Raw genomic sequence first — 25,109 nt, 5'->3', positions numbered from 1 at the left:
TTCTGTTTCAAATAAAGTTTGAGCCATATCAAAAAGGAGCTCAATATGAATGAAAAAAGAGGAGATAAAAATCAAGCTGGCTTCACAGCTAAAAATAACCCTCATGCAAAGATGCATAATTTAGCAAGCCGTTATGCAGTTTTGCATAGGCCATAGATGGATGGATCACAGAAAAGTAATTCGATGGCATTCTTAGCGGCTCAGCACTTCCCCGAGCCTTTGTGTTGCAACAAATTTGTTAATTGGGTCCATCACCACAGTTCATCAACGAATGAACATGTTAAAATCGTCGCCATGAAATATCTTCTTATATTAGTCATGGTGCTGTGTTTCCATGCACCTTCCCTGGCCGCACAGGCACAAGACTTATCACACAAGAGTATTGTGTTTGGTGTTCATTCAAAAACGGCCCCGCTAGAGTGGCGTAACAATGGTGTCGACCAAGGGTTTAACCTCGAACTGATAGGCAGAATTGGACAACTCATAGATAAAAGAATCGTTGTCAGACGCAAAACGTTTCAGCAACTGCTGACCGATGTTCATGATCCCGACTGTCCTATCGATGTTATTGCCGTCGTCAGCCCGGTCAGTATAGACAGAAAACTCAGTCAGTCTGATCCCATCTATGCCACCCACGCCAAAGCTTACACACTGCAGGGGAAATCCTTTATCAACAGCTGGCACGACCTTGTCGGTAAGCGGGTTGCCATCAAGAAAGGCGCCTTCGTGGACGTCTATATCTCGGGTCAGCCACAGGAATTTGAGCGAGTCGATGTGGATCTCTATGAGACTGGCTTTCAGCTGTTAATCAAGGGGGAGGTCGATATCGTTCTCGCCGAAAACTTTGTCGCCAGACGCTTGATGCCCCTCTATCCAAAGATTAGAAGTTCCAGCGACCCACTAATTTATGGGGCATTCAACTTCGTGAGCAATAAAGTTAATGCTGCTCTTATGGCTCAAATTAACGACGCCCTCAGACAGTTAAAACTCTCCGGTGAATACGACCGACTCGTCAATAAGTGGTTTGGTACAGGGCGGGAAAAAGTCGATCTGACCTCCACCCAGCAGAAGATGTTATGGCTGGCCATAGCTGTGAGCATCATCTCGGCACTTGGCATGATACTCACCGGCTATATCAGCCGAAGTCTGCGAAAACGTACCCGGTCTCTGAATATCGAGCTGTCACAAAGGCGCAAGGCTGAACATCAAATATCCAACCTATCTCAACAGTTTCAATCTGTGCTCGATGGGATCCCCCACGGCGTGACACTATTTAATCGGGAATGTGATTGTTTGTGGAGCAATGATAATAATAACGAACTACTGGAAAACCCTGAGTTTCACTTTACCGATGGCGAACCTTTCGAGCTGAAGATCACCCTACTTGAGGTCTTGAACAGCCAGAAGTCTCTGATTGAAGATATGAGTTTTCTGGATCAGTTTTGGCAGATCCAAATTCACCCCATAGGGGAGGATCAGGCTGTCATTCTGTTGGAGGAAGCCACGGAGCGTCAGCAACTCAGGCAAGCCAATGATGAAGCGAGCCGCCTGGCCTCATTAGGCGAACTCTCTGCCGGGATCGCCCATGAGATAAATAACCCTACGGGGATTATTATCCATTCGGTGGCCTTCTTAAATGATGCACTCAAAGATCTACAGCCGGCAAGCGATGCCTACCAGAAGCAAAACCCTTTTTGGCTAATCGCAGGGCTGGAACCGGAACGTGCTCTACATGAACTGCATTATAGCTGTCTCAATATCGATGAAGGGGCGACCCGAATAAGCCGAATCGTGAACGATTTGAAGCGCTATGCCTTACCCAATATTGCCTCCGAGCACCAAAGGTTAAGCCTGAATGAGGTGGTGCAGGTATCACTGCGTCTGACGGCAAATCAGATTAAAATATTTAAAATCAGAACCCAACTACAGCAGCCAGAACCGATGATCATGGGTGATGCGCAGCAGCTGCATCAGGTACTGATTAATCTTATTCAAAATGCCTGCCATGCATCGCCACCCGATGATGGAACGGACACAGATGACGGCATGATCTCAATAGAGACCAGCATTGTGGATGGCAAAGCCTGCTTAATCGTCTGCGATAACGGTTCCGGCATGGATCAAGCAACGCTACAACGCATTACAGAGCCTTTCTTTACGACTCGTCGCTCCTGCGGCGGCACCGGGCTCGGCTTATCTGTGTGCAGCCGAATAATCAAAGAACACCAGGGTGAAATGCAGATAACCTCTCGCCAGGGTAAAGGAACCTGCATCAAACTTCTCTTTTCATTGGAACCCGCATTGGAGTCACTAAGATGAAACTCGCGCGAAATATTTTGTTAGTCGATGATGAGGCCTCGTGGTTGAGAACCTTAGCCGTGACCCTCAATCGACTCGTTCCCGAAGCGCAGGTCGATACTTGTGTTGATAGCAGACAGGTCGTTAACCGCCTTGCTGTGGGCGATTACGCGTTAGTGCTACTCGATCTGACGATGCCGTTTCATTCAGGCGAAGAGCTACTCGAGATGATCCGCTGCGATTTTCCTAAGACCCGCGTCATCATAGTGACCGGAGTCAATGAGGTCGACACCGCGGTTCGCTGCATTAAAAATGGCGCCTATGACTACTTTATCAAGACAGATAATGTTGACGATTTAGCCCGAACGGTACGCAGAGCCCTCGAGGTCGTTGGCTTAGAGCGAAACTATCTGCGAATAAAAGAGAGCTTCCTGAGTCGCACTCTGAGTCAGCCGGAGGCCTTCAATAATATCTTGACCTGTGAACCCGCCCTGCTGGATCAGTTCAGATACCTGGAAGCCGTCGCACTGAGCCCCGAACCTATCCTCATCTTCGGTGAGAGCGGCACAGGAAAAGATGAATTTGCCAAGTCTTGTCATCAACTCTGTTGTCCCGATGCCCCTTTCATCAATGTAAACCTGGCCGGAATAGGTACAGATGCATTTGAATTACAGCTGTTCGGACAGCTCCATACCCACGAAGACGGTCAGGTTTCGGCGCAGGCCGGCGTGTTACATCAGGTCAATAGCGGCCTGCTCTATCTCAATGAGATTGGCGATCTGCCCTTAGAAGCTCAGGCAAAACTGGTCGACGTGATCGAGCATAAACAGTACTATCCGATTGGCAGCGATCGTCCCTACCCGGTTAACTGCCGGATCATCACCTCGACTCAAAACGATCTGTTGGCACTGAATCAGGCCGGCAAGTTTCGCAGCGACCTGTTATATAGATTGCGGTCACACAAGATAAAATTACCTCCACTGAGAGACCGTACTCTGGATCTCTCTATGCTTATCAATCATTTTATCAGCCTGGCGGCTGAAGAGATGGGACTCGATGCCCCGCAGCAACCCGGAAACTTAGCGAGCCAACTGGCGGACTATGCCTTCCCGGGGAACCTCCATGAACTCAAAGGCATGGTCTTCGATGCGGTAAGTCGCAGCGATGGCGTTCAGCTCAATACATCTCCCTTCATGGAGGCGATAAAAGAGCAGAAAGGTGACCATGAGGCCCCGCAAAATACTCTTGTATTTCCAAAGAGTTTGCCAACCTTAGCCGAGATGAGCAATGCGCTGATCAACGAGGCTATGAGCCGCACGGCAAACAATCAAACCGCTGCAGCTCAGATGCTGGGGATAAGCCAAAGTGCACTGAGCCGGCGAATGACAAAGGAGAAATAACAGTTCATTAAATCGATATCAGGCTCAGGCAACTCAGTACGACCTGAACCTGTGTTATAGCAAAGGGCTCAACCTTCGACAGGGCAAGTGATAATAAACTCAGTTCCTTGCCCCAATATCGACTTGACCTCAATATCGCCATGAAGTTTTTGTTTAACTATGTTGTAGACAATACTGAGCCCCAAACCACTGCCGCCATTACCGCGTTTAGTGGTGAAAAAGGGCTCGAAAATACTGCTACAATTTTTTTCCGGGATACCTTTGCCATTATCGGAAACAGTGATGATTAGCAGCTCCTCAACTATCGATGCATCGATAATTAACCCTCCAGCCTGGTGACCGGTAAAGCCATGGATTAATGAGTTAAGGATTAAATTGGTAAACACTTGATAGAAGTCCCCCGGATAGGAGTTAACGACAATATCCTCCCGAACTCTATTGGATATTTCGACAGGATATTTTTTGGTCTCCGGAGACAAGCTGGTCAATAATGATTCTATCAACTCGTGGAGTACAAACTTCTCTTTGTGAAGGTTAGTTTGTTCGACGGCCACTAATTTAAAGTCTCTCACCAGTGAAGCGGACCGCTTCAGGTTTTTCTCCAACAGGGTACACGCGGCTTTAATATCATCCAGATACTGTTTAAATACCGCCTCAGTCAGCTCATCACTACTGTAACTCTGCTCTAAGATGGTTAGCTCTCTCAACAACAGTGAAGATGCCGTGATGGCAACACCTATTGGGGTATTCAGCTCATGGGCAAAGCCGGCAACCAAGCCACCCAGCGCCGCCATCTTCTCCGATTCTATTAACTGTGACTGCATCGCCTGCAGGTTTTTCATCGACAGATTTAATTTTTTATAACTTTCAGCAAGTGCAGCCTCTTTATTCTGCCGCAAATCAATCTCATCGGTGAGCTCTAAGGTACGTGCTTCGACCTGCTGTTCTAACGTCTCCCTGGCCAGAGAGAGGGCATGAGACATCTGGTTAAAGCACAGTGCCAATTCATAACTCTCCCTGAAACCTTCTGGCTCTATTCGGGTATCTGTCTTCCCCGAGGCAATGGAGCGGGTCATCTGTGTCATAGACTCAAAGGGTTTAGCTAACATGCTTCCAAGCAAGCCGGAAACAAGCAAAACCCCAATCAGTACAACAAACAAGGTCAGCAGTCCCAGTTGAAAAATCTGATCGTAAACCTGAACGACTTCACTCATATCCTCCTTAAACACTAACCCCCATTGTACCGATGGGATGTAACGAGAAGCCGCAAGCACTTCCACTCCGCGATAATCAATATCGACACCGATATGCCTGCGACCCGATACCGCGTTAGAAAGTGATTCGGATAACGCAGAAATAGGTTGTGGTTCACCAACTATCGCATCGGCATCATATTTAAGCTCTACCTGATAACTAAAATAATCTCCCTGTCTGGCCGCGACAACGACCTCCCGACTCGACCTCGAACCGCCGACCTCCAAGGTCACCTTCTGAATGATCTGACTGTCTACCTGCAGCACTACTATGCCTATCAGACGCCCCTGAACTAACACAGGAGAGCCTATAAATGCCACCGCCTGTCCAATTGGAGGGTAATACTCGAAGCTCGATGATGAGGACTCCAGAAAATACTTCGCTCGCTTTACAACGAAGTTTAAGCCTTTGCCCCTCTCAGACTCAGCAATTCCCTTTGCCTGCAAATGACTGTTCATCGCTAACGAAAACAAAAGATCACCAGATGGAGAAATAAGTAACAGGTCTAGGTAACCATCATCCTGGTAGTGCTGGTATACCTTTTTAAGCTCGACCAATCGTTTAAGATAATCCTGAGTATGTTCACCACCATGACGATATAGAGGGGAGAGTTTTGAGAAGGCTTCTACCGTCTCGGCCGACTGGGAAAGACTAAATACATCCGCTATTCGTTCGCTTATATAATCTTCAATCTGTTTCACTTTATTGTCGGCAAACTGAGATAGGTGTACCTGCTCCTGTTGCAAAAAAGCTTGCTTGAATGAACTGAGATATAAACCGGATAAAATCACAGTCGGAGTCATGACACTTAAAAGTAGCCAGACAAAAAGCATGGTCGATAAGTTATATCGTCTCATCGATACTTGAGCTCCTGCAGGCGTTGCAGCCAAATCGATCGGCTATGATATTTGGGAAAAGGTGTGGGCCTGATGGGAGAGTCACTTCGCCAGACGATTTCAAACTGCCCATCGCTTCGTACCCGTCCGATGCGCACAGTTTTCCACACATGTTGACTGCCCATGTCGACCGATACTATGCCTTGAGGTGCATTTAGGCTCTGATAACCAAGGGCATGCTTAACCCTTAGAGGATCGAAAGTACCAGCCGCTACCACCCCCTGAACCCACAACTTAATACCGATATAGGTGGCCTCCATAGGATCGTTAACGACTCGATCTTCACCAAAACGTGCTTTAAAAGCACTGACAAATTGCCGATTCTCCGGACTTTCAATGCTCTGGAAATAGTTCCAGACGGCATAATGCCCCAACATGTGTTCGATACCTATGGCCGATACCTCAGGCTCAGCAATGCTGAATGAGACCACCTTGGTCTCCTTTAGCCCATCCAGAGCATTGAAAAATGCGATGTTACTGTCACCGTTAATGGTGTTGAACACCAAATCGGGCTTTAACCTGCGGATATCTTCAATTGCACCTGAGATATCAGATGATCCCAGGGACAGGTATCTCTCTCCCAGAGGCTCAATACCTCGATTTTTTAGCTGATCTTTAATCAGCATATTAGCGGCTCGGGGGAAGATATAATCTGAACCAAGGAGGTAGACACTCTTACCGATATTTTCCAGCGCCCAGTGAACACCTGGGATGATCTGCTGATTCGGTGTGGCGCCCGTGTAGATAATATTCGACGACTGTTCCAGCCCCTCATACTGCAGGGGATAAAACAGCAAGTGATCATAACGCTCAACAATAGGTTTAACCGCGATACGGCTGCTCGAGGTCCAACAACCAAAGAGTACCGAAACCCGCTCCTGGACAATAAGTCGCTCCGCCTCCTTTGAAAACTGCCACCAGTTCGATGCGCCGTCCGCTAAAACAGGTTCTAACTGTCTCCCCAATACTCCACCACTGCCATTTATCTCTTCGATTGCCATGGTGAGTACATCGACCAGATCCCGTTCACTGAACGCCATAGTGCCACTCATAGAATGCAAGATACCGACCTTAATGGTGGAATCATCTTTTTTATCACAGGCGACAATCCCCATAGCAACAAAGATGGCTATCACTAACCATCTCCATCTGCAGAGATACCATTGAGGTGCAAACTCACTTTCCATTGCCATAGGTCATTGTCATAAATCTGGATTCACCAGATTTAATTTTGGCAGATAAGTGAAGTTTATCCACTCGAAGCGAGCAGGGAGAGCAGGCAAAAAAAAGCCCACAGAGTTAATCTGCGGGCCATTGTAATTATCAGTTGTTACTTTTAGCTTTCGCCTCTCAGCAAATGACTAAGCCTGATTGGTTTCCTGAATAGGAAGAGCTTGTGCATCAATCTCATCCCCGAAACCTTTCTCGGTTTCATCGACAATAGTCAGTACAGCCGCATCGCCGACAACGTTACACGATGTAAGTACCATATCGATTAACCTGTCTAACGCGGCCACAATGGCGAATGCTTCTACGGGCAGACCCATCTGATGGATCAATACACCTATCATTACCATTCCACCACCGGGAACGCCACCAGCCCCCACAGACAACAAGAAGATGCTGAATAACAAGGCAGGAAGCTGATCCATCGCAATCGGTGCACCGAAGGCGTTAGCAACGAAGAAGATGGCAATCGTGATATAGATAGATACGCCGCCCATATTCATGGTCGCCCCAAGAGGGACACCGAAGCCGGCAATAGCACGCTTAACGCCTAGTTTATCGGTCAAGGTTCTCATGGTCACAGGAATGGTAGCATTCGAGCTTGCAGTAGAGAGTGAGAATAAGATCTGCTCCTGGGTTTTAGCCCGGAACTCTTTCGCCGATACTGAGGTAAAGGCACCGACCGCCATCGGATAAACGATGAAGATCCACGTCAACAACAGGCCTAAAATAACCACCAGATACTCGAGTACACTCAGGAAGATACTCGCCTCGAGTGTTGCACCAAGCTTCAGCATCAGGGCGAAAACACCAATGGGAGCCAACTGCATCACAATAGTAATAAGCTTCATCATCAGCTTATTGCCTTCCTGAAACCCTTGAACCAACAGAGGTACAGCATCACCCAGAGACTTAATTACACCACCAACAAGCAGTGCCATGAAGATGACTTGTAGCATGTTACCCGAGGTAAAAGCCGCGACCGGGTTATTAGGAACGATATTAACGATGAGCTGAACCAGATTAGGCAGCTCTGTTGCGGTAATTTCCGCGCCCGTTCCACCAGACATATCTACGCCTAACCCTGGCTGCAGTAACAATGCCACAGTCAGTGCCGCAAATATTGCGACTAACGTATTGATGATGTAGAAACCGAATGTTTTCCCGCCTAAACGACCGAAGCTCTTAAGGTCATCCAGCTCCAAAACACCACATACAATACTGACGAACACCAGCGGCACAACCAACATCATGATCATATTGACGAACATGGTGCCTACACCGGAGGAGAGCTCGACCACAGTACCGGAAAAGAAGCCGATATCGCCGAGAAGGTATTGAATAATGGAACCGAATATTAATCCGGAGAACAGACCGATAAAGATCCGCGTAGAAAGTGATTTTGTCATTTGCCTGCCTTCAATTTGGCATCTCTTTTTGTATGCCTTTTTTAATTCAACATCGACCTCTAAGAGTGTTGATGCCTTAAATTGAGAGAATGAGTTCCCTTCTTTGCACACGATAGTGAATCATGCTGGCCACAATTTCAATCAGAATCGAAAAAATGCAATTTGATACAATTTTGTAACCCACACATAAACAAGCATAAAATCACGAAGAAACAAGCGACAAGGTCAAAATCACCAACAATAACTTTTACATCATTATCACCTGAGCAACATACACCCCGTTCTGCCCCCACCTTATGCAGACATAACAGCCACAACAAGATGCTATAGCAGTCAATTAAACTACAGGCGGGATCTCAAGTAGTGTCAAAGGCTGGCAGTGAGCGAGCGTCAGGATGGTTAATTTGTTTTTTGGTTAAAAAAAAGCCGTTAATAGGCCTCTATCAACGACTCTTCATACTGTTTGACTAAATAACCTGAGCTTAAATTAAGAACCTGAACCTAGGCTAAGCAATCAGGCTAGCCAGATCTCTACATCCCGAATAATGAAGTTACCTGTGTAGACCGGATCCGGATCACCGATAGGCTCCAACTCAAAATAGGCTCTATGCTCTTCGGGAAGGCCTTCGTAGCCACAAATAACCTGATACAGCCAGCTTTCCCTCTCCCAGGGCAGCTCCTGCTCATCCAGGTACTCAAGCGCCGATTGATTCCGTCCCGAATCGATAACTGAGCAGAAATATTCATCGACGGCCAGCTTCAACGGGTTATCCGGGATATCAAAATCTTCAGCCTGACTCAGGGAGACACTGACATCATGCTCACGAAGCTGGGGATCCTGGCCCGTTCGCGTGATGGCTTTAATGCGCGAGACGATATCTAACAGCTCAGGTTCATATCCCGTGTTATGTACATCCACCGCAGCTGGCGCCAGAATGGCTTCTGCGCGGTTAAACAGCGTGGGCAGCTGTTTGTGGCTGACATGATCGGCAGGAGTGTAATCAGGATGCAGATCGGTATAGAGCAGCCAGCCCTTCAGCAGACGCGTGCGCCCTCTTATTTGGCGGAACCGGCCGAGCAACTCGAGCAATCGGCTCTGAACGACGCTAAGTTCCTGGGTACAGTCACTCAGGGTCTCTTGCAGGCTGGTGACCAGGAGTTTTCGCAGTTCTCGAATGTCTCCGGCAATTTCACCCAGCTCACTGAACTGGAACATCTCCAAGCCGTTGAGCAGTTCAGTTACCTGGCTCTGGGCTAACTCATTTTCACGGATCTTGGCATTGATGGTTCCCACATAGCCAAATTCGTTGTTGATACGACTCCAGAGCACACGTATCGAGTATCTCAGCCCTTCGGCAAAACTGTAGACATGCTCATTCAAGTCGGACAGATAGGCCTCTGAAGCACTGTAATCGACGTTGTGGCGTGCCTCTTTATAATGGTCGGCCAAAGTTTTAATGCTGGCTAAGGAGGAGCCGACGTTGGAATCTATCTGGCGATTACGCTCATCACTGAGCGCCTCTTCGAGCAGGGCACGTACCGAACGCTTAAGGCGTAGCTCTTGATCCGGCTCCGGACGCCATAATATCTCGCTCTTACGCAGTTTCTCTATCGCGGCCGCGTTCTCCCCCTCTTCAGGCACTGAACCCGAAAGGTAGACATCCATAACGAGATCGGCGTGTCTGCCTAACTGCTTAAGCAGCTTAACCCCGGCCTGATGTAAGTTTGTACTCATCTTAAACCAGATCCCTTTGGGTCGCGGTCTCAGCCTGTGCTTCCAGGCTCAGCCCTTCGGTTTCATCGATAAAACGGATAACCTCATAGAGATAATCTAACTTGCCGGTGGCAATAAAGATCTGCTTCTCGGTATTGGGGCGCGTAAGATAGCCCAACTCGACCAGACGTTTGAACACCAATTTAATCTGGGCATCGACATTGCTACTGGTCGAGCCAAACAAGCGGTAATGGCTGATCTTAGCCAGCTGCTCCCGAAATGCCGGCGTGTCTTCTATGCGGGTTTGCAGCTCAGTTAAACGTACCGCGGCTCCCTCAGAAAGCGGGGCATCTTGTCCACTGGACTCCTGTACCAGCACCAGCCACTCGACCAGCGGAATGAGTGCATTACAGATATCCCTGAACTGAGAAGAGATCACTTTACGCTCTCTGTCTCCAAGTTGCAGATAACCACAGAAGAACACCTCACCCTCCCCCGCCGAACCGATAGTCCGGTTTATCTGGTTCAGATAAGTTTCGACCCGCTCTTTTGTGGCTGAATTTTTCAGTGAACGCCAGGCTTCTTCATCGGTCGTACGACAGATAAACTCCCCCTTAAGCAAACGTTCTATGATGGCGCCCGTTCCGACGATTGCGGTTTCTGTCATCTCACTCATTACACCGCCTCCCTTGCGAATCGTTTATTGAGCTTATCTGCGATAGGGTTAGCCTGAGGCTTCACCACCTGAAGTTTTCTGGTCTGTTTATTGATGATATATCGGTTAGCAAACAAGTTAAGTACCTCAGACTCAGGGTTAGGGAAGGCCCCCAAAACGGAAATATTGTTGTTTTCACAGGCATCGAATATCTTTTTCACATTGCCATGATGCAAGGTGCCGAGCTCATCGATAGGCCAATGAATGGTGACATCCGAACGGCCACGAAGCAGACGGGTAAATGCCAGCAGGAACTTACACAAGATCAAATACGCCATACCGTGACTGGAAGACTCATTGAGCTGACGATCGGTGCGGATCACCAGATCGCTGTTGCCCTCTTTGAGCCTCAACTCAATCTCGAGCAGTTTAGCAATACCACCTGAGAGTGCAGCGCGGCCGATAATATCCAGGGCCCGGCGCATGCTATTGGTGTAGTTTTCATCGGGAAGTTCGCTGAACCCGTCGGCTTTCCATTGACGGAAGGCTTTAACAAATTCCTCAAGCTCAGGCCAGAATTCAAGCTCGCTGATCCGTGAGCGGATCTTAACTGCAGACTCGGATACCCCATCTAGGAACAGCTCTTCACCCACTTCACGAGTGATCCGCGCACTTTGCGAGGCGATGCGGCGGTCAATATCGGCCAGTACATCGTAAAATGCGGTGAGATCGACACCAAAAATTCGCCCCTGCTCACGCAGCGCCATAATCGATTGCGGCACCATCACATTGAGTAACTGCTCGAGTTGAGGGACCAGCTTGCGATAATCCAGCAGACGGATCCCTTTATCGTTCACAAAGCTCGACTCTTCACGAGCCCGCTCCCAGGTCTCAGATAGACTCGAGCCAGACTTGCTGGCAATAACCGAGTCGAAATGCTCCACATACTGCTTAACCGAGCCTAACAAGCTGTCTCTTTTCAGCAGCTGCTCTTCACCCTGACGCAGACGTTCGGTCAGGCCACCCTGAGCATCATCATTATTGGCCGGCAATTTAAGCTCACTAAGCTTACGCATCACACTACGCAGCTTAGTTAAGTTCTCCGAAGCCTCTACCTGTATGGCATCGGAGCGCTTACGCTGACCATCGAGCTCCAGTCTTTTAGCTTTAACCTCATTGGCTTTAGACTTGAGTTGCTGCTCAAGCTCTGAAGTCGCATGTTTAACTGTGCTCAGCTCAGTTTGTAACTTAGGCTTACGCATTAACCAGGTATGCTGATACCAATCTTCATATCTGAGTACCTCGTTACGACGCTGCTCGGCCTTACCTATACTCGACTCCAGCCCCCGGATCTCCTGCTTAAGAGCCAGGATTTTATCTTCATCGACACCGCGGGATTTAAGCTCGCTCTTATACCATTGCTCACAGGCCTTGAGCTCGCTCTTAGCGTGACTGCGCCTGTGTTGAATATTTTCCTTTGTCTGCTCCAGCTGAGTGTCTAACGCACCGACGACCTCCTGCCAGTAGGCATTTTTCTCCATTCTGGCTTCCAGCGCCTGCTCTTTCTGCTCTTCGAGCCATGCCAGGTGCTGATGCTTCAACTGCTTGATATCACTATCTAAATGACTAAGCTTCTTCTGCGCTTCGGCTTTTCGCTCCTTGAGTGCTTTATTGATCTTATCTTGCTCGGCGCGCTTCTCATCAAACAGACGACGCAGATCGTCACGACTGTTCTTATATGCGGTACGGGCAAAGGTCAATTCCCGGGTCAATCCATCCAATTCAGTATTGATGGCGACCAGGCTGTCTTCGGCCTCGGCCTGCAACTCTTTGGCGCTGAGTAACGCCTCTTCGGCCTTAGCATGGCTAATACGCAGCTCTTGCTCCGAAGCCGCATATTCCGGCGACTCGATAGCCTTCAGATCCAGGTGAATTCCGTAGAACGCCTCTAAATTATCACTAAGCATGGCCGGATGCAGGTCACTACGATGTAACAACTCAGGGTTAATAACTTTACCTAAGCTGTTCTCCCAGCCATCGGCTTCTTTGCGTAAAAACTCAAGCAGAGTATGAGATTGAGGAAACAGGATGTGGTGTAGCTCGTCGAGTTCACTCTGGCGCTCTGTCACGCGAATACCGGCCAGACGCAGACTCTCATTGGCCTGGTCCCGCTTGGCACGAAGCTTACGCTCCTCAACGGTTAGTCTGTCGACCTTGGCATTGCATACTTCCTGCTCTTCATCGGCGCGGGTGATCCGCTCATCGAACACGGCCAATGCCAACTTTTCCTCTTCGGTATAGGTCACGCTATCGACGCGCACCTTGAGTTCGGCTGTCGATAACTTAAGTTGGTACTCCTCTTGATGGAACTTTTCACGGCCATTGTCCATCAGTTCGCGCCATTGACCGTCGAGGGCCTCCAGCTCGCCTCGCCCCTTCTCACGCTGTTTGTCTCTGGCTTCGCGCTGCTTATCTTGAGACTGATGCAGGTTTTCCAGTTCTCTGTTGAGCCCCTCACCAATCTTACTGCGGCGGGCATTGTATGCCGCTTCGATATCCTGATGCTTCTCAGTCTGCAGCTTATGGCGCTCGGTTAAGTTCTCCAGACTGCCACGCCAGTTGGGCAGCTGTTCTAAGTCCAGTTTGGCCTGTTCGATATCGGCATCGAGAAAGGCACCGTGCTGATCCTCTATCGCATCTAATTCATATTCACATTTTGCGACATCACCCTTAGCCGCCGACAGATCTAAGCTGAGCTCATCTCGCTGCTCTTTCCACTCATCATCGAGCTGCCTTAACTCGCCATTGAGGGCTTTAGAGAGATCCTGATTATGCTCCTGGCGCTCCACCTCGCTGGTTTCATCTTTACTGTAACCACGCTTAAGACTCGAAAGTCGCAGCTCGGCGCTCAAGAGTTGATTAAACTCCTGCTCAAGCTTTTCAAATTCCGGACGGATCTGCTCGAATCCCTGAATAAGCTGGCTGTCTCTGATCCAGGCCTCGACCCGCTGAGGATTCAGGCGAGAGCTGGGTGGGTTAACCCCATCCTCTTCCAGGATGGCGGCGATCATCGACTTTATCGTCTCCATCTTGCCCTCTTTCGAGTGCACCGCCTTGGCTAACTTTTCGATATGGCGCAGTGAATGCTCGGATTCACATAGTGAGAACTGCCGCGCATAGGTACGAAGCTCGGTTCGATTACTACCGGTGCTCAACAACGCGCGATCGTTTTGAATAATGGCGCGAAATTCCCGGGTATTAAGCAGGTTAGTCACCGCGACGCCGGCACGTTTCATCTCCCGGCCCAGCTCAGCCATGGTGTGGCAAAGCACAGTGTCGCCATTTTTTGACTTTACATAATCTTCAAGCTCGAAGCCCTTGGCGATGAAACGATAATTAACCCCTTTACCATCACCGGCAGAGGCCAGAACCGCTTGATTTAACAGGCCGTCATCGCGCCTATACTCATAGATGATAAAACTAGAATCGTGAGGCAGGTACCAACGCTCGAAGCTATCTCGGGTAGAGGGCACGACTCGACTTGGATACTCACCATAAAAAACCGGGACCAAACGCTGCAGCGTGGTCTTTCCTGAGGCGTTAGTACCACAGATATTGGTGTGGCCGTCGAGGGCGAGTTCCACTACGCCGGGTAGGTGCGTATCGATAAGCACAATTCGATTCAAGCTTGGCATTTCTTTCCTTATCCAAACAGCGCCTCTTTTGAGGCAAAAGCAGGCAATAGAGCATCACAGACACAGAGCCGGGATCGGTTCTGCGCACTTTTCGTCAACCTTGGGGTTAACCAGTCTCTCTTTTCAGAGACACTAAAATAGATCAAAGCGGCAGCGAGCGCAATCACGTGCACGCTGGCTATTATCAGTGAAGTTTAAAAGCGGGATCATACGCTAATTTGCATCAAAATGACGTTCAAGGAAAGAGCAATCGAAAAAGAGGCTGACAGTCAGGTTCAGAGCGAAGAGATAGGGCAGAGAAAGCCACAAGGCAAGCGGGATTAACCTGAGCAATATGGTCAATTAAATTGAAGGTGCGAACTTAAAATTATTCGCACCTTCATTACATGTAACCTTAGCCAGGCATAACTTCGGCATTATCCACAAGCTTACTGTCACGCTTGGAAAAGTAACGTACTGTTTCTGCATGGATAATATGACGTAAGCCAACGATCGCAATAAGGTTAGGGATCGCCATCAAGCCATTAACGGTATCGGCAAGCAACCAGATCATATCCAGTTGTATGAAGGCACCCACGGCAATAAGGCCAAGGAACAGTCCCTGATAAAGACGTAAGCCTCTGTCTCCCATCAGATAGTACCAACAACGCTCACCGTAATAGTGCCAACCTAAAATAGTGGTAAAGGCAAAACAGACCAGGGCGACAGTCACTAAATACTGTCCGACCAATGCCGAGCCACCGCTGGCAAAAGCCGCACTGGTCATGGCTGCACCCGCAGTTTCACCGCTCCACACTCCGGTTATTATCAACACCAGTCCGGTCATGGTACAGATGATAATGGTATCGAAGAATGTGCCCGTCATACTGACCAAGCCTTGCTCTACAGGCTCATTGGTCTTGGCTGCAGCGGCGGCAATCGGCGCACTGCCCAGTCCCGCTTCATTTGAGAATACGCCACGGGCAATACCGATTTGCAGCGCCTGTGCTACCGTCGCGCCGAGGAAGCCACCGGCGGCAGAGATAGGGGTAAAGGCTGACTCGATAATTAATCCGAATGCCGGCAGAATTTGCTCTGAAAAAGCGACTAAGATCCACACGCAGGCAAGCACATAACCCAGCGCCATGGTCGGCACTAACCTCTGTGCCACATTGGCAATACGCTTAACCCCACCCAAGGTGACCGCAGCCACAAGCACAGTTAATACCAGAGCAGTAACCCAAGTCGGTACATGGAAGGCTATCGTCATAGCATCGCTGATAGCGTTGACCTGAGCAAAGGTTCCGATACCGAAAAACGCGACACCAACACCAAACACAGCGAACAGTTTAGCCAACCAGCCCAGTCCCAGACCACGCTCAATATAATACATAGGGCCACCGGCGATCTGTCCCCGTGCATCTGTGGTGCGATATTTTACCGCCAACATACACTCGGCATACTTAGTGGCCATGCCGAAGAAGGCCGCCAGCCACATCCAAAACAGGGCGCCGGGACCGCCAATCTTAATAGCGGTGGCGACACCGACAATATTTCCGGTACCTATTGTGGCAGAGAGCGCTGTACAAAGGGCGGCAAAAGAGGAGAGGTCTCCCTTACCTGTAGCGGGTTTAAACAGTAATTTCATCGCTAATGGCAGACGAAATACCTGGATAAGCTTGAGTCTCACCGTGAGATAGAGTCCCGTACCGACCAGCAGGCATAAGGTGACAGGTCCCCAAACGATGGCATTAATGTTGGCCAGCAGATCGGCGATTAAGAGTTGAAAATTCATACATTCCTCGTGTATTAAACTACTTAATTAATAAACGGAGGAGGAAAAGAAATGGCTGTTGAGCGACACGTCGGACGCAATAGCAAGCCAAATTCACCGGGCAAGGGAGCCAAACGGTAAAAATAGCCCACGACGACAAACGACAGGGACTGTGCAGTCATCCTCTCCTCTGTCCTTTTGCCTGAGCGTTTCGCGTCTATACCCAAACCTGTGGTTTGGCTATTGGTAAGTGAACGAGTTCACTTTGACACTTTCGCCTTCGGCGCCGCAATACAGTTATCCTGATTTGAATACTTGTTTACGATCTCTCCAGAGGCTCGTCCAGTAACAGTCCACGCCAATCACAATTGGCACCTGAAAGAGTATTTGGCTTAAACGAACTAAAGCGTTAAACCAAGTTGCCTCGTCGGTGTGGGGGCAATTCCCCACTCTCCTGCTACCTTCATCCGAACGGATTGCCGAATCTATTGTGAATAATCGCGATAGATTTGGCAGGTTGCACAGGATGCAGCAATCTCGAACATTGCTCAAGCAGGTTAGATCACACTTTTAGCTTAGATTCGACAGATGTGCTTTTTTTGGACAAAAAAGGAAGATGCTAGGTTCCAGGGGCGAGGAAGGGACCAGAGTTCTTTTATGTAGGAGCGGCTTTAGCCGCGAATCTTTAAACGTTTCGAGCCATGAGATAAAGGCTTTAGATACATGGCCAGGCTCCAGCTCTTTACAAAGAGTGAGTCCAGAATGACGGGAAGGGCTAAGGTTCTTTTATGTAGGAGCGGCTTTAGCCGCGAATCTTTAAACGTTTCGAGCCATGAGATAGAGGCTTTCGATACATGGCCAGGCTCCAGCTCTTTACAAAGAATGAGTCCAGAATAACCGGAAAGGCTAAGGTTCTTTTATGTAGGAGCGGCTTTAGCCGCGAATCTTTAAACGTTTCGAGCCATGAGATAAAGGCTTTAGATGCATGGTCTGAATTCAGCTCTTTACAAAGAGTGAGTTCAGAATGACAAAATCAACTCATTCAGACAATAAACTAGCACACCCAAGATGACGCTAAATATTGGTATTCGGGCAGGCTGCTGAAAACTCAGAGCCTGCCTGCAAACACTAAAACTGTTCAAGCTTTAGAAGCTGGTTCTGCGGCCTTCATAAGTATCGCACATACCTTGCACTTTATCTGCCTCATAGGGACGCAGGCCACTCATGACCAAGGTTTTCACTCCCGTGCCCACTAAGGTATCGCCACTGTGTAACTCAAACTTCAGGGTGACATTACCTCGCTTACCGTCGACGATAAGTTCCTGTTCAACCAATGAAAGGGTTACCTGTGTAAAATCGAGTGTATTGAGGTCGAAAGACATGCTCTCGTAGATAACCAGTGGCCGCGCCGGATTTATCATCACCTGATGTTGTTCCATCATAGGCACAAGCACATGAATAAAGTTCAATCCGGAAAAAGCAACATAACTACGGATAAAGGACTCAATCTGAGCTTCACAACTTCTCACATCGCCATGTCGCTCAACACTCAGGTAGTGCTTATCTTTATCATCATGAACGTCAAAACTCTCGCCGACAGACTCGGGGAACTCCAACTTCACTCCATCTCCCACCATGCCGGCGAAGGTAAAGCTCATCTTCTGACTTAACCCATACTCCCCTAACACCAAAGAAAATAGCAGGTCGCCGGGCACACAGAAACGCTTGGCACCTTCATCATGGATAGGATTAAAATCCTGAGCCACGATTTTTGCAAAGTCACTCGCCTGAGATGGGAGAATTGAGACCGATTGATTTTCTTTTTTATAATATGGAGTTAGGAACATAGTCACTCAAATAATTGTTGAAGCATAAAATAGCCGCACATTTTATATCAAAATCCCCAAAACACTCACCCGATGACTTAGCTGCCACAATTAGCGCCGAAGCCAGCACCGATACCAGCACCGATACCAGCACCGATATAAGTGTTGAAAAAATCGCCTGATTATTTTCAGGCCAAATACTAATTTACCAGCCTTTAAGAGTTAACAATTGTAAAGAAAGCTGAGCTTAAGTTAATTTTAATGAAGCGAGCCTAAGATGCGCATACAAATGATAATCAGTCTTATTAACAGTATTTAGTAGGTTGACTTGAATTGTTTTACCTTTGGTATTAATTGCGTAACGGAGATCCTATGCCCCACCCTAAAGTCTTGTCACTCAGTCTAGTTTCCACGGCACTGCTTACTGCACTGTCAACCTCATCATTCGCTCAGGAGGTTCAAGGCGCTGAACATGCTGGCCCTATGGAGCAGATCAGTATTTTTGGCAAGCGAAACCCGCTCAACACGGTTCCGGGTAGTGGGCATCAGATCACCGAGGCGCAGCTCGAGACTTTTAAATACACAGATATTATGCGCACTCTTTCATCGGTTCCGGGTGTCTATATTCAGGAGGAGGATGGTTACGGTCTTCGCCCAAATATCGGTATGCGTGGTACGGGGCAAAACCGCTCTGAAAAGGTCACCATCATGGAAGATGGCGTTATTGCAGCCCCTGCCCCTTATGCTTCTTCTGCAGCCTACTACTTCCCGACTTCTGGACGCATGGAGTCAGTTGAGATCCTCAAAGGTAGCTCAACGGTTAAGTATGGTCCCCGTACAACTGGCGGCGTGATCAACATGCTATCTCGTCAAATTCCCGAGGAAGAGCTAGCAGGTAAGATTGACCTGGCAGCTGGCCAAGATGGCTTCGGAAAACTGCATGGCTATGTGGGTGGACAAGGCGAGCGTGTCGGTGGTGTTGTCGACTTCTACCGCTATCAGGCCGATGGCTTTAAAGATATCAATGGCGTAGGCGGTGACACCGGCTTTAAGAAGAACGACGCCATGGCCAAGTTCAGCGTACGCTCAGCCAAAGATGCCAAATACGATCAGGTACTGGAATTTAAGCTTAAGTATTCAGATGAAGCATCAAACGAGACCTATATGGGCCTCACCGATGAAGACTTTGCTGCTAACCCCTATAGCCGTTACTCGGCATCACAAAAAGATGTGATGAATACCGAGCACAAGCAGCTGCAGATCAACCATATCATCGACTTTAGCGACAACGTTACCTTAGGAACTACGGTTTACCATAACGACTTTAAGCGTAACTGGTACAAGACCAACAAGGTTAACGGTGAAAAAATCAGTGGAGATGGTACCCGGATTGCTGCTGATTTCGATAAAGATCCCACATCTGGTGATCTTGAGGTCGATGTCAAAGCTAACAACCGTGCCTACCTATCCCAAGGCATTCAAACTGAACTTAACTGGTATTTAGATAGCCATGAGATTGCCTTCGGCGCTCGCTACCACGAAGATGAGATGGACAGGTTCCAGTGGGTTGATACTTACACTATGGGAGCGAACCAGGTGATGCTGATGTCCGAAGCTGGCACTCCTGGCACCGACTCTAACCGTATCGACAGCGCCGAAGCGTTAGCACTTTATCTGCAAGATAAGATTAACTTCGGTGACTTTAATATCACCGCAGGTGTGCGCTACGAAGATGTCACCACCAAGCGCCGCGACTGGGGTAAAGAGAACCCTGGACGTAACGGAGAAGCAGGTAAGATAAAAGACAATAGCTTCTCGGCGTTCATGCCTTCGCTGTCAGCCACATACCAGGTTAACGATTCCCTGCTTGTGCTTGCCGGCGTTCAGAAAGGTTTCTCACCTGCATCGCCAGGTAATAGCCAAGGCGAAGAGGAGGAGAGCTGGAACTATGAAGCCGGTGCCCGTTACAACAGTGGTGAGCTAACTTCTGAAGCGATATTCTTCTACAGTGACTACAGCAATATGCACGGTGACTGCACTGAGTTCGCTGGTTGTAATGATGAAAATATTGGTGATCAGTACAACGCAGGTGAAGTGGACATTAAAGGTTTGGAGCTTAGTCTGGCTTATAACTTCAATACTGGCGGTCAGATCAACTTCCCGGTCAAACTGGCTTACACCTACACGAGCTCAGAGTTTGGTAATAGCTTCGAATCTGATTTTTGGGGGGATGTTGAGAAGGGCTACGCACTACCTTACCTTGCTGAAAATATCCTATTTGCCTCGGCAGGTGTTGCAGGTGACAACTGGGAGCTGACCTTAGCGGCACGCTACACAGATGATATCCGTACAGAGGCCGGTGAAGGTAGCATCCCAAGCGATGAGCTTATTGAAGCCAAAACTATAGTCGATCTTTCGGGACGCTATTTTATATCCGAAGCCCAGGAAGTTTACCTGACGGCTGAGAACCTGTTCGATGAAGAGTATGTCGCGACTAAGATCCACGGTTCAAGCTCAGCGGGTAAACCAATGACGGTAACTGTTGGATATTCGTACAAGTTCTAGCATAGAATTAAAAAACAGATAAATTTTTTAAATCTTTTAAAAAGGTGAGCCTCGGCTCACCTTTTTTATTGCCAAACACAAATTACCGCTAATAAACAAATAGATAAACCACCTAACACCAACACGAACAAGTATCAAAGCGATTTACCTCATCTTTACATTTGTTGATCTTTATCAAGAAACCAAATGATAATAGTTTGCATTATCGAACTCAATTGTTAGAATCGCTCCAAATTAAATAACCCTTACATAACAACAGGGAACAGAATGATGATGAAAAAGACGCTGATAGCAACCGCACTCGTTGGCCTTTTCGCCAGCCAAACTGCATTTGCTTCACAAGAGACTCAAGAACTTCGTAAAGTGATCGAACAGCAGCAAAAGGTGCTACAAGATCTTGAACGTCGTCTCGAAGCCACTGAATCTCGTGTTGAGAAGACTGCCGATGTAGTAGAAGAGGTAGCAGAGTCTAAAAGCGCAACAACTATCGGTGGTTATGGTGAACTTCACTACAACAACATTACCGATAACAAGTCTGGCAGCGATAAGAAAGCGATCGATTTCCACCGCTTCGTATTGTTCTTCGGCCATGAGTTCACCGAAAAAACACGTTTCTTCTCTGAAGTTGAGCTTGAACACTCACTTTCAGGTGATGGTAAGCCAGGTGAAGTAGAGCTTGAGCAAGCCTATATCGAGCATGACTTCAACGAGATGTTTACCGGTAAGGCGGGTCTGTTCCTGATGCCTGTCGGTATCATCAACGAAACCCACGAGCCACCAACTTTCTACGGCGTCGAGCGTAACCCTGTTGAAAAGAACATTCTTCCTGCAACTTGGTGGGAAGCCGGTGCGGCACTTAATGTTAAAGCCGCTCCAGGCCTGGCTTTTGATGGTACTGTAACGAGTGGTCTTGAAGTGGCTACTGAAGGCAGTAAAGCCTACAACATACGTAGCGGTCGCCAGAAAGTCGCTAAAGCGAATGCTTCAGATCTAGCCTACACGGCGCGCGCAAAATACACAGGCGTTCCAGGTTTAGAGCTTGCTGCAACCGCTCAATACCAAGCCGATATCACTCAAAGTGCTGGCGGCGTAGACACAGCATCTGCAACACTATTGACGGCTCACGCTATCTACAGCATTCAGGGTTTCACAGTTAAGGCCCTTTATGCACAGTGGGATATCGATGGCAAAGAAGCCGAAGCCTTAGGTCGTGATGAGCAAAACGGTTGGTACATCGAGCCTTCATACCGCTTCAACGAGAGCTTTGGTCTTTTCGCACGTTATAACGAATATGACAACGAAGCTGGCAACAGCGACGACACTAAAATTGAGCAAACCAATGTAGGTATTAACTACTGGTTGCACGAAAACGTGGTATTCAAGGCTGACTACGAGAAAGTTGGCGGCGCTAAAGATGCAGACGGTTTCAACCTGGGTGTAGGTTACCAGTTCTAATCTGAGCCCGATACTATGAGCGTCCTTAGTGGGCGCTCATCTATACTCAAATAACTTGGCAGATTTAAGCAAGCTGATTAGGTTATTTGACTATAGATTTTGATAGATAGCAGGTTCTGTTAATAGTGATAGCGTGTATGAACTTTTTATTCGCTCTCCCCCGTAAACCCGAGCCCCGAGCACTTTATGAAGCTAAACTCTTTTCTCCTTGTCCTTCTAGCACTGACCCTAAGCTTTAATTCGCATGCAAAGGGCGTTTATCAACAATCTGAAGATTTTATCAGTCAGGCATTTAATGCCCCGGCGCCAAAGTCGAAAGTCTTTTGGCTGGACGATGAAGCACAGGAAGTTATCGAACAGATATTGGCACATAAGTTCAAGAAGATGCGCCTGAGATATTGGCAGCAGGAAAGCGAAACGGTTTGGATATTAGAGGAGATAGGTAAAGAGTCGCTTATCACAGTCGGTATTCACATAAAAAACCAACAGATAGCCCAAACTAAGGTGCTCGTCTACCGGGAGAGCCGCGGCGATGAGGTAAGGCATGACTTCTTTACTGATCAGTTTAAATCGGCCAAACTAAAGGACGATCTTCAGCTCGATCAGCATATCGACGGGATAACCGGTGCTACACTGTCCGTCAGGGCGCTGACCAAGCTATCACGCATTGCACTGTGGTTGGATAACCATGTCACTAAGGGGTAAAAGCGGAAGAGGTATCTAACCTTACAGCTTGAGCCCTCGATATGCCGGCGATGCAATTCAGAAAAGAATTATAAAAAGAATAATTAAATGATCCATAAGCATCACCATCATCGTAAGAAAAGTCTCACAACTCAAATAACCAAACAGCTTCGCCCCTGGCATCGCAGCCTTGGGATCCTGAGCGCGCTCTTCATCTTGTTGATGGCCCTGAGCGGCATGCTGATTAACCATAGCAACCACCTATCGATCGATACTGCCCATGTAAAGCAGAACTGGTTGCTGGACTACTATGGCATCACTCCCCCCTCTCAAATAGATATCTACCAGACATCGCCACTTAAGCTTGCCAGTTCAGATAACCTTATCTGGATAGACAACCGACTCGCCGTCGAAGCCGATTCATCGATTAAGGGTATGTTATCTCTGGGCAGGATGCTGGTAGCCGTAGACAGCAACAACCTCTACCTGCTCTCGAAAGGGGGCGAACTGCTAGAGAAACAAGATGCCTCGACCGGGCTGCCAAGAGGAATTGAGGCTATCGGCTTCGATGAGCAGGTCTGGTTAAACACAACTAGCGGCAGCTATATGGCCGACGATGACCTTATCGAGTGGAATCAGGCTCAGCCATTCGTCCCTATCGCCTGGGTCACACCGCTTACTGTGGATAGCGAAGAGATGGATATTAGTGTGAGAGACGAACGAGAGGCGATAACGCTTCAAGCCCGCTCGCACCACCTCACCTGGGAGCGCGTCCTGCTCGATATTCACAGCGGACGCTTCTTCGGCAGCTTAGGCCTCTGGTTTATGGATCTGGTGGCACTGGCACTGATCATCATGGCCATCTCCGGGATCTATATCTGGCAACAGCAGAAACCTAAGAAACAGAGAAAACGAAAGTAAATTCGTTTTATCCTTTATTTGTTGGTTGCTGCTTCATTGCGAGCTATCGCCAACTTGTGGGTGCGTGCATTGTTGCTATAAAAGTGAACTAACCTTCGAATGAAGGCTGATTATATTTTCTATGCTGGTATTTAGTGGCGTGTTTAAAAGTCTTACCATAACAGCCATCTATCGCTTGCTGCGGGCTTACGTGCAAGTAATCTCTCGGTACGCTGGCTCTTGATTTCAAATGAGTCATCCCTGGGCGCTCTGCGATTTCAAACAACCTCCCTGTTTAACAGCCAGTTCGATATCCCTATCTCTCGCTCGAAGAGTTTCACCTTGTGAAACCTCGCCATGAAATCGAAGCCCTCGATCTCACTTACACCGAGTATTTTCTCTCTTCGATTGAGATTCTTTTGGTTAAGTTGCTAACAAGAAAATGCCCCATAGAGAGTTACATTTGGTAAGCAGCCTAGATAAATTTCCTGTCAGTTAACCTAGCTTTACTAACCCACTTACAGTAATAACTGGTTGCCTTCAGCAAGACCTCTGTATCAATGCAAACCTTTTCGGTTAAGCGTGCTCGTTTTTTCTTCGCCACCCTGATAGAGTGCCTATGAATCAATAGCTTTGCCAAAGCGAGGCTTAGATAATAGGTTTATTAAATGTGCATGCGCGTTTTGCCAAATATACGCGCATGCACACTATACAAATGTTAGATGCAAATATGAATAATCACATTAATCTCATAGTCGAAGGATCGGAAGGTGGAACTCAACCTGTAGAGGTGAAGTTAATATCGTCCAATGTATATCGAATTTTGTTTTCGCCTGGATTCGTTGAGGGCATTGCTGCGGGCGATGTTATTCGTTTAACTGATCAGGTAACGGGTGAATTCGAAGTCATAGAATATGGTGGAAATGTTTCTGTAAAGATATCTGATATATCTCGAATAGTTGATAAACTTCCGGAGATTGATAGCATTTTGACTAAGATTGGCGCACGCCGTGATGGAAATCTTGAGCATGTTGCTGTTTGGACTATCCCTGTTAAATTCGGGTTTAATGATATCGAGTTATCTGTAGCCAACGCTTGTAAAATATTGAAAGAACCGGAATGGTGGTATGGCAACGTATATGATTCACAAAACAATCCGATTAACTGGTGGCTTTAGTCAGGCCGCATCTAACAAGAATATTAATGATCGCCAGCAAAGCTGGCTGGACGCGCAAAAAGCCGCGCGCCCATTATATTGGCGTTGGTATGACTCCCCACGTCAAGTTAAACATAGCGATCCCTGCCATTTGCTTAGCACCATTACTCATAGTTAGATGAGTTAATACATCAGATGAAGCAAGTATATTCGTCGGTTTTC

At 47.9% G+C, this 25,109-nt stretch carries 15 protein-coding genes and 1 riboswitch; of the genes, 7 read left to right on the top strand and 8 right to left on the bottom strand.

All coding sequences use genetic code 11. The annotated features are described in order from the left end of the window. Window positions 1-294: 294 nt before the first annotated feature. Both EKG39_RS15090 and EKG39_RS15085 read left to right on the top strand, forming a co-directional pair. Window positions 295-2,319, top strand: coding sequence for an ATP-binding protein (locus EKG39_RS15090; protein WP_126506617.1), 2,025 nt, complete (start codon window positions 295-297; stop codon window positions 2,317-2,319). After that, the gene (locus tag EKG39_RS15085; RefSeq protein WP_126506615.1) at window positions 2,316-3,698 is read left to right on the top strand and encodes a sigma-54-dependent transcriptional regulator; all 1,383 of its coding nucleotides are present in this window, start codon (window positions 2,316-2,318) and stop codon (window positions 3,696-3,698) included. The genes EKG39_RS15090 and EKG39_RS15085 overlap by 4 nt, the downstream gene beginning before the upstream one ends. 68 nt (window positions 3,699-3,766) lie before the next feature. Here EKG39_RS15085 and EKG39_RS15080 read toward each other — a convergent pair whose 3' ends face one another. The 8 genes from EKG39_RS15080 to EKG39_RS15045 all read right to left on the bottom strand — a co-directional run bounded on the left by EKG39_RS15080 (window position 3,767) and on the right by EKG39_RS15045 (window position 18,148). Continuing rightward, on the bottom strand, window positions 3,767-5,809 hold the full coding sequence (locus EKG39_RS15080) for a sensor histidine kinase (protein WP_126506613.1): 2,043 nt from the start codon (window positions 5,807-5,809) through the stop codon (window positions 3,767-3,769). Next, on the bottom strand, window positions 5,806-6,984 hold the full coding sequence (locus tag EKG39_RS15075; RefSeq protein WP_246028512.1) for an urea ABC transporter substrate-binding protein: 1,179 nt from the start codon (window positions 6,982-6,984) through the stop codon (window positions 5,806-5,808). Before EKG39_RS15075 ends, EKG39_RS15080 begins: the two co-directional genes overlap by 4 nt. A gap of 225 nt (window positions 6,985-7,209) precedes the next feature. Next, complete coding sequence (locus EKG39_RS15070) at window positions 7,210-8,484, bottom strand: dicarboxylate/amino acid:cation symporter (RefSeq protein WP_126506609.1); 1,275 nt, start codon at window positions 8,482-8,484, stop codon at window positions 7,210-7,212. A gap of 514 nt (window positions 8,485-8,998) precedes the next feature. Beyond that, the gene (locus tag EKG39_RS15065; RefSeq protein ID WP_126506607.1) at window positions 8,999-10,219 is read right to left on the bottom strand and encodes a phosphoenolpyruvate carboxylase; all 1,221 of its coding nucleotides are present in this window, start codon (window positions 10,217-10,219) and stop codon (window positions 8,999-9,001) included. 1 nt (window position 10,220) lies between these two features. After that, complete coding sequence (locus EKG39_RS15060; protein ID WP_126506605.1) at window positions 10,221-10,874, bottom strand: condensin complex protein MksE; 654 nt, start codon at window positions 10,872-10,874, stop codon at window positions 10,221-10,223. Beyond that, the gene (locus EKG39_RS15055; RefSeq protein WP_126506603.1) at window positions 10,874-14,548 is read right to left on the bottom strand and encodes an ATP-binding protein; all 3,675 of its coding nucleotides are present in this window, start codon (window positions 14,546-14,548) and stop codon (window positions 10,874-10,876) included. The genes EKG39_RS15060 and EKG39_RS15055 overlap by 1 nt, the downstream gene beginning before the upstream one ends. Before the next feature lie 394 nt (window positions 14,549-14,942). After that, entirely contained in the window at window positions 14,943-16,322 is a 1,380-nt protein-coding gene (locus EKG39_RS15050) for an alanine/glycine:cation symporter family protein (RefSeq protein ID WP_126506601.1), read from the bottom strand. Between the two features lie 159 nt (window positions 16,323-16,481). Further along, a riboswitch (glycine riboswitch) is annotated at window positions 16,482-16,645 on the bottom strand. A gap of 801 nt (window positions 16,646-17,446) precedes the next feature. Next, window positions 17,447-18,148, bottom strand: coding sequence for a DUF3581 domain-containing protein (locus EKG39_RS15045; RefSeq protein WP_126506599.1), 702 nt, complete (start codon window positions 18,146-18,148; stop codon window positions 17,447-17,449). A 351-nt stretch (window positions 18,149-18,499) separates the two neighbouring features. Here EKG39_RS15045 and EKG39_RS15040 point away from each other — a divergent pair, with 351 nt between their 5' ends. From EKG39_RS15040 to EKG39_RS15020, 5 genes are all read left to right on the top strand, one after another. Then, complete coding sequence (locus EKG39_RS15040; protein WP_126506597.1) at window positions 18,500-20,692, top strand: TonB-dependent receptor family protein; 2,193 nt, start codon at window positions 18,500-18,502, stop codon at window positions 20,690-20,692. Between the two features lie 267 nt (window positions 20,693-20,959). Continuing rightward, window positions 20,960-22,147 (top strand): porin, encoded by a 1,188-nt coding sequence (locus tag EKG39_RS15035; RefSeq protein WP_126506595.1) that lies wholly within the window; start codon window positions 20,960-20,962, stop codon window positions 22,145-22,147. Between the two features lie 186 nt (window positions 22,148-22,333). After that, complete coding sequence (locus EKG39_RS15030; protein ID WP_126506593.1) at window positions 22,334-22,852, top strand: FMN-binding protein; 519 nt, start codon at window positions 22,334-22,336, stop codon at window positions 22,850-22,852. 87 nt (window positions 22,853-22,939) lie between these two features. Continuing rightward, on the top strand, window positions 22,940-23,752 hold the full coding sequence (locus EKG39_RS15025) for a PepSY-associated TM helix domain-containing protein (protein ID WP_126506591.1): 813 nt from the start codon (window positions 22,940-22,942) through the stop codon (window positions 23,750-23,752). Between the two features lie 649 nt (window positions 23,753-24,401). Then, a complete protein-coding gene (locus EKG39_RS15020; protein WP_126506589.1) occupies window positions 24,402-24,908 on the top strand; it encodes a DUF4265 domain-containing protein in 507 nt (168 codons plus the stop codon). The last annotated feature ends 201 nt before the right edge of the window (window positions 24,909-25,109 follow it).

Origin of the sequence: Shewanella atlantica (assembly GCF_003966265.1) — a bacterium.
Lineage (GTDB): Bacteria > Pseudomonadota > Gammaproteobacteria > Enterobacterales > Shewanellaceae > Shewanella > Shewanella atlantica.
This window is presented reverse-complemented; position numbering and strand designations above follow the sequence as displayed.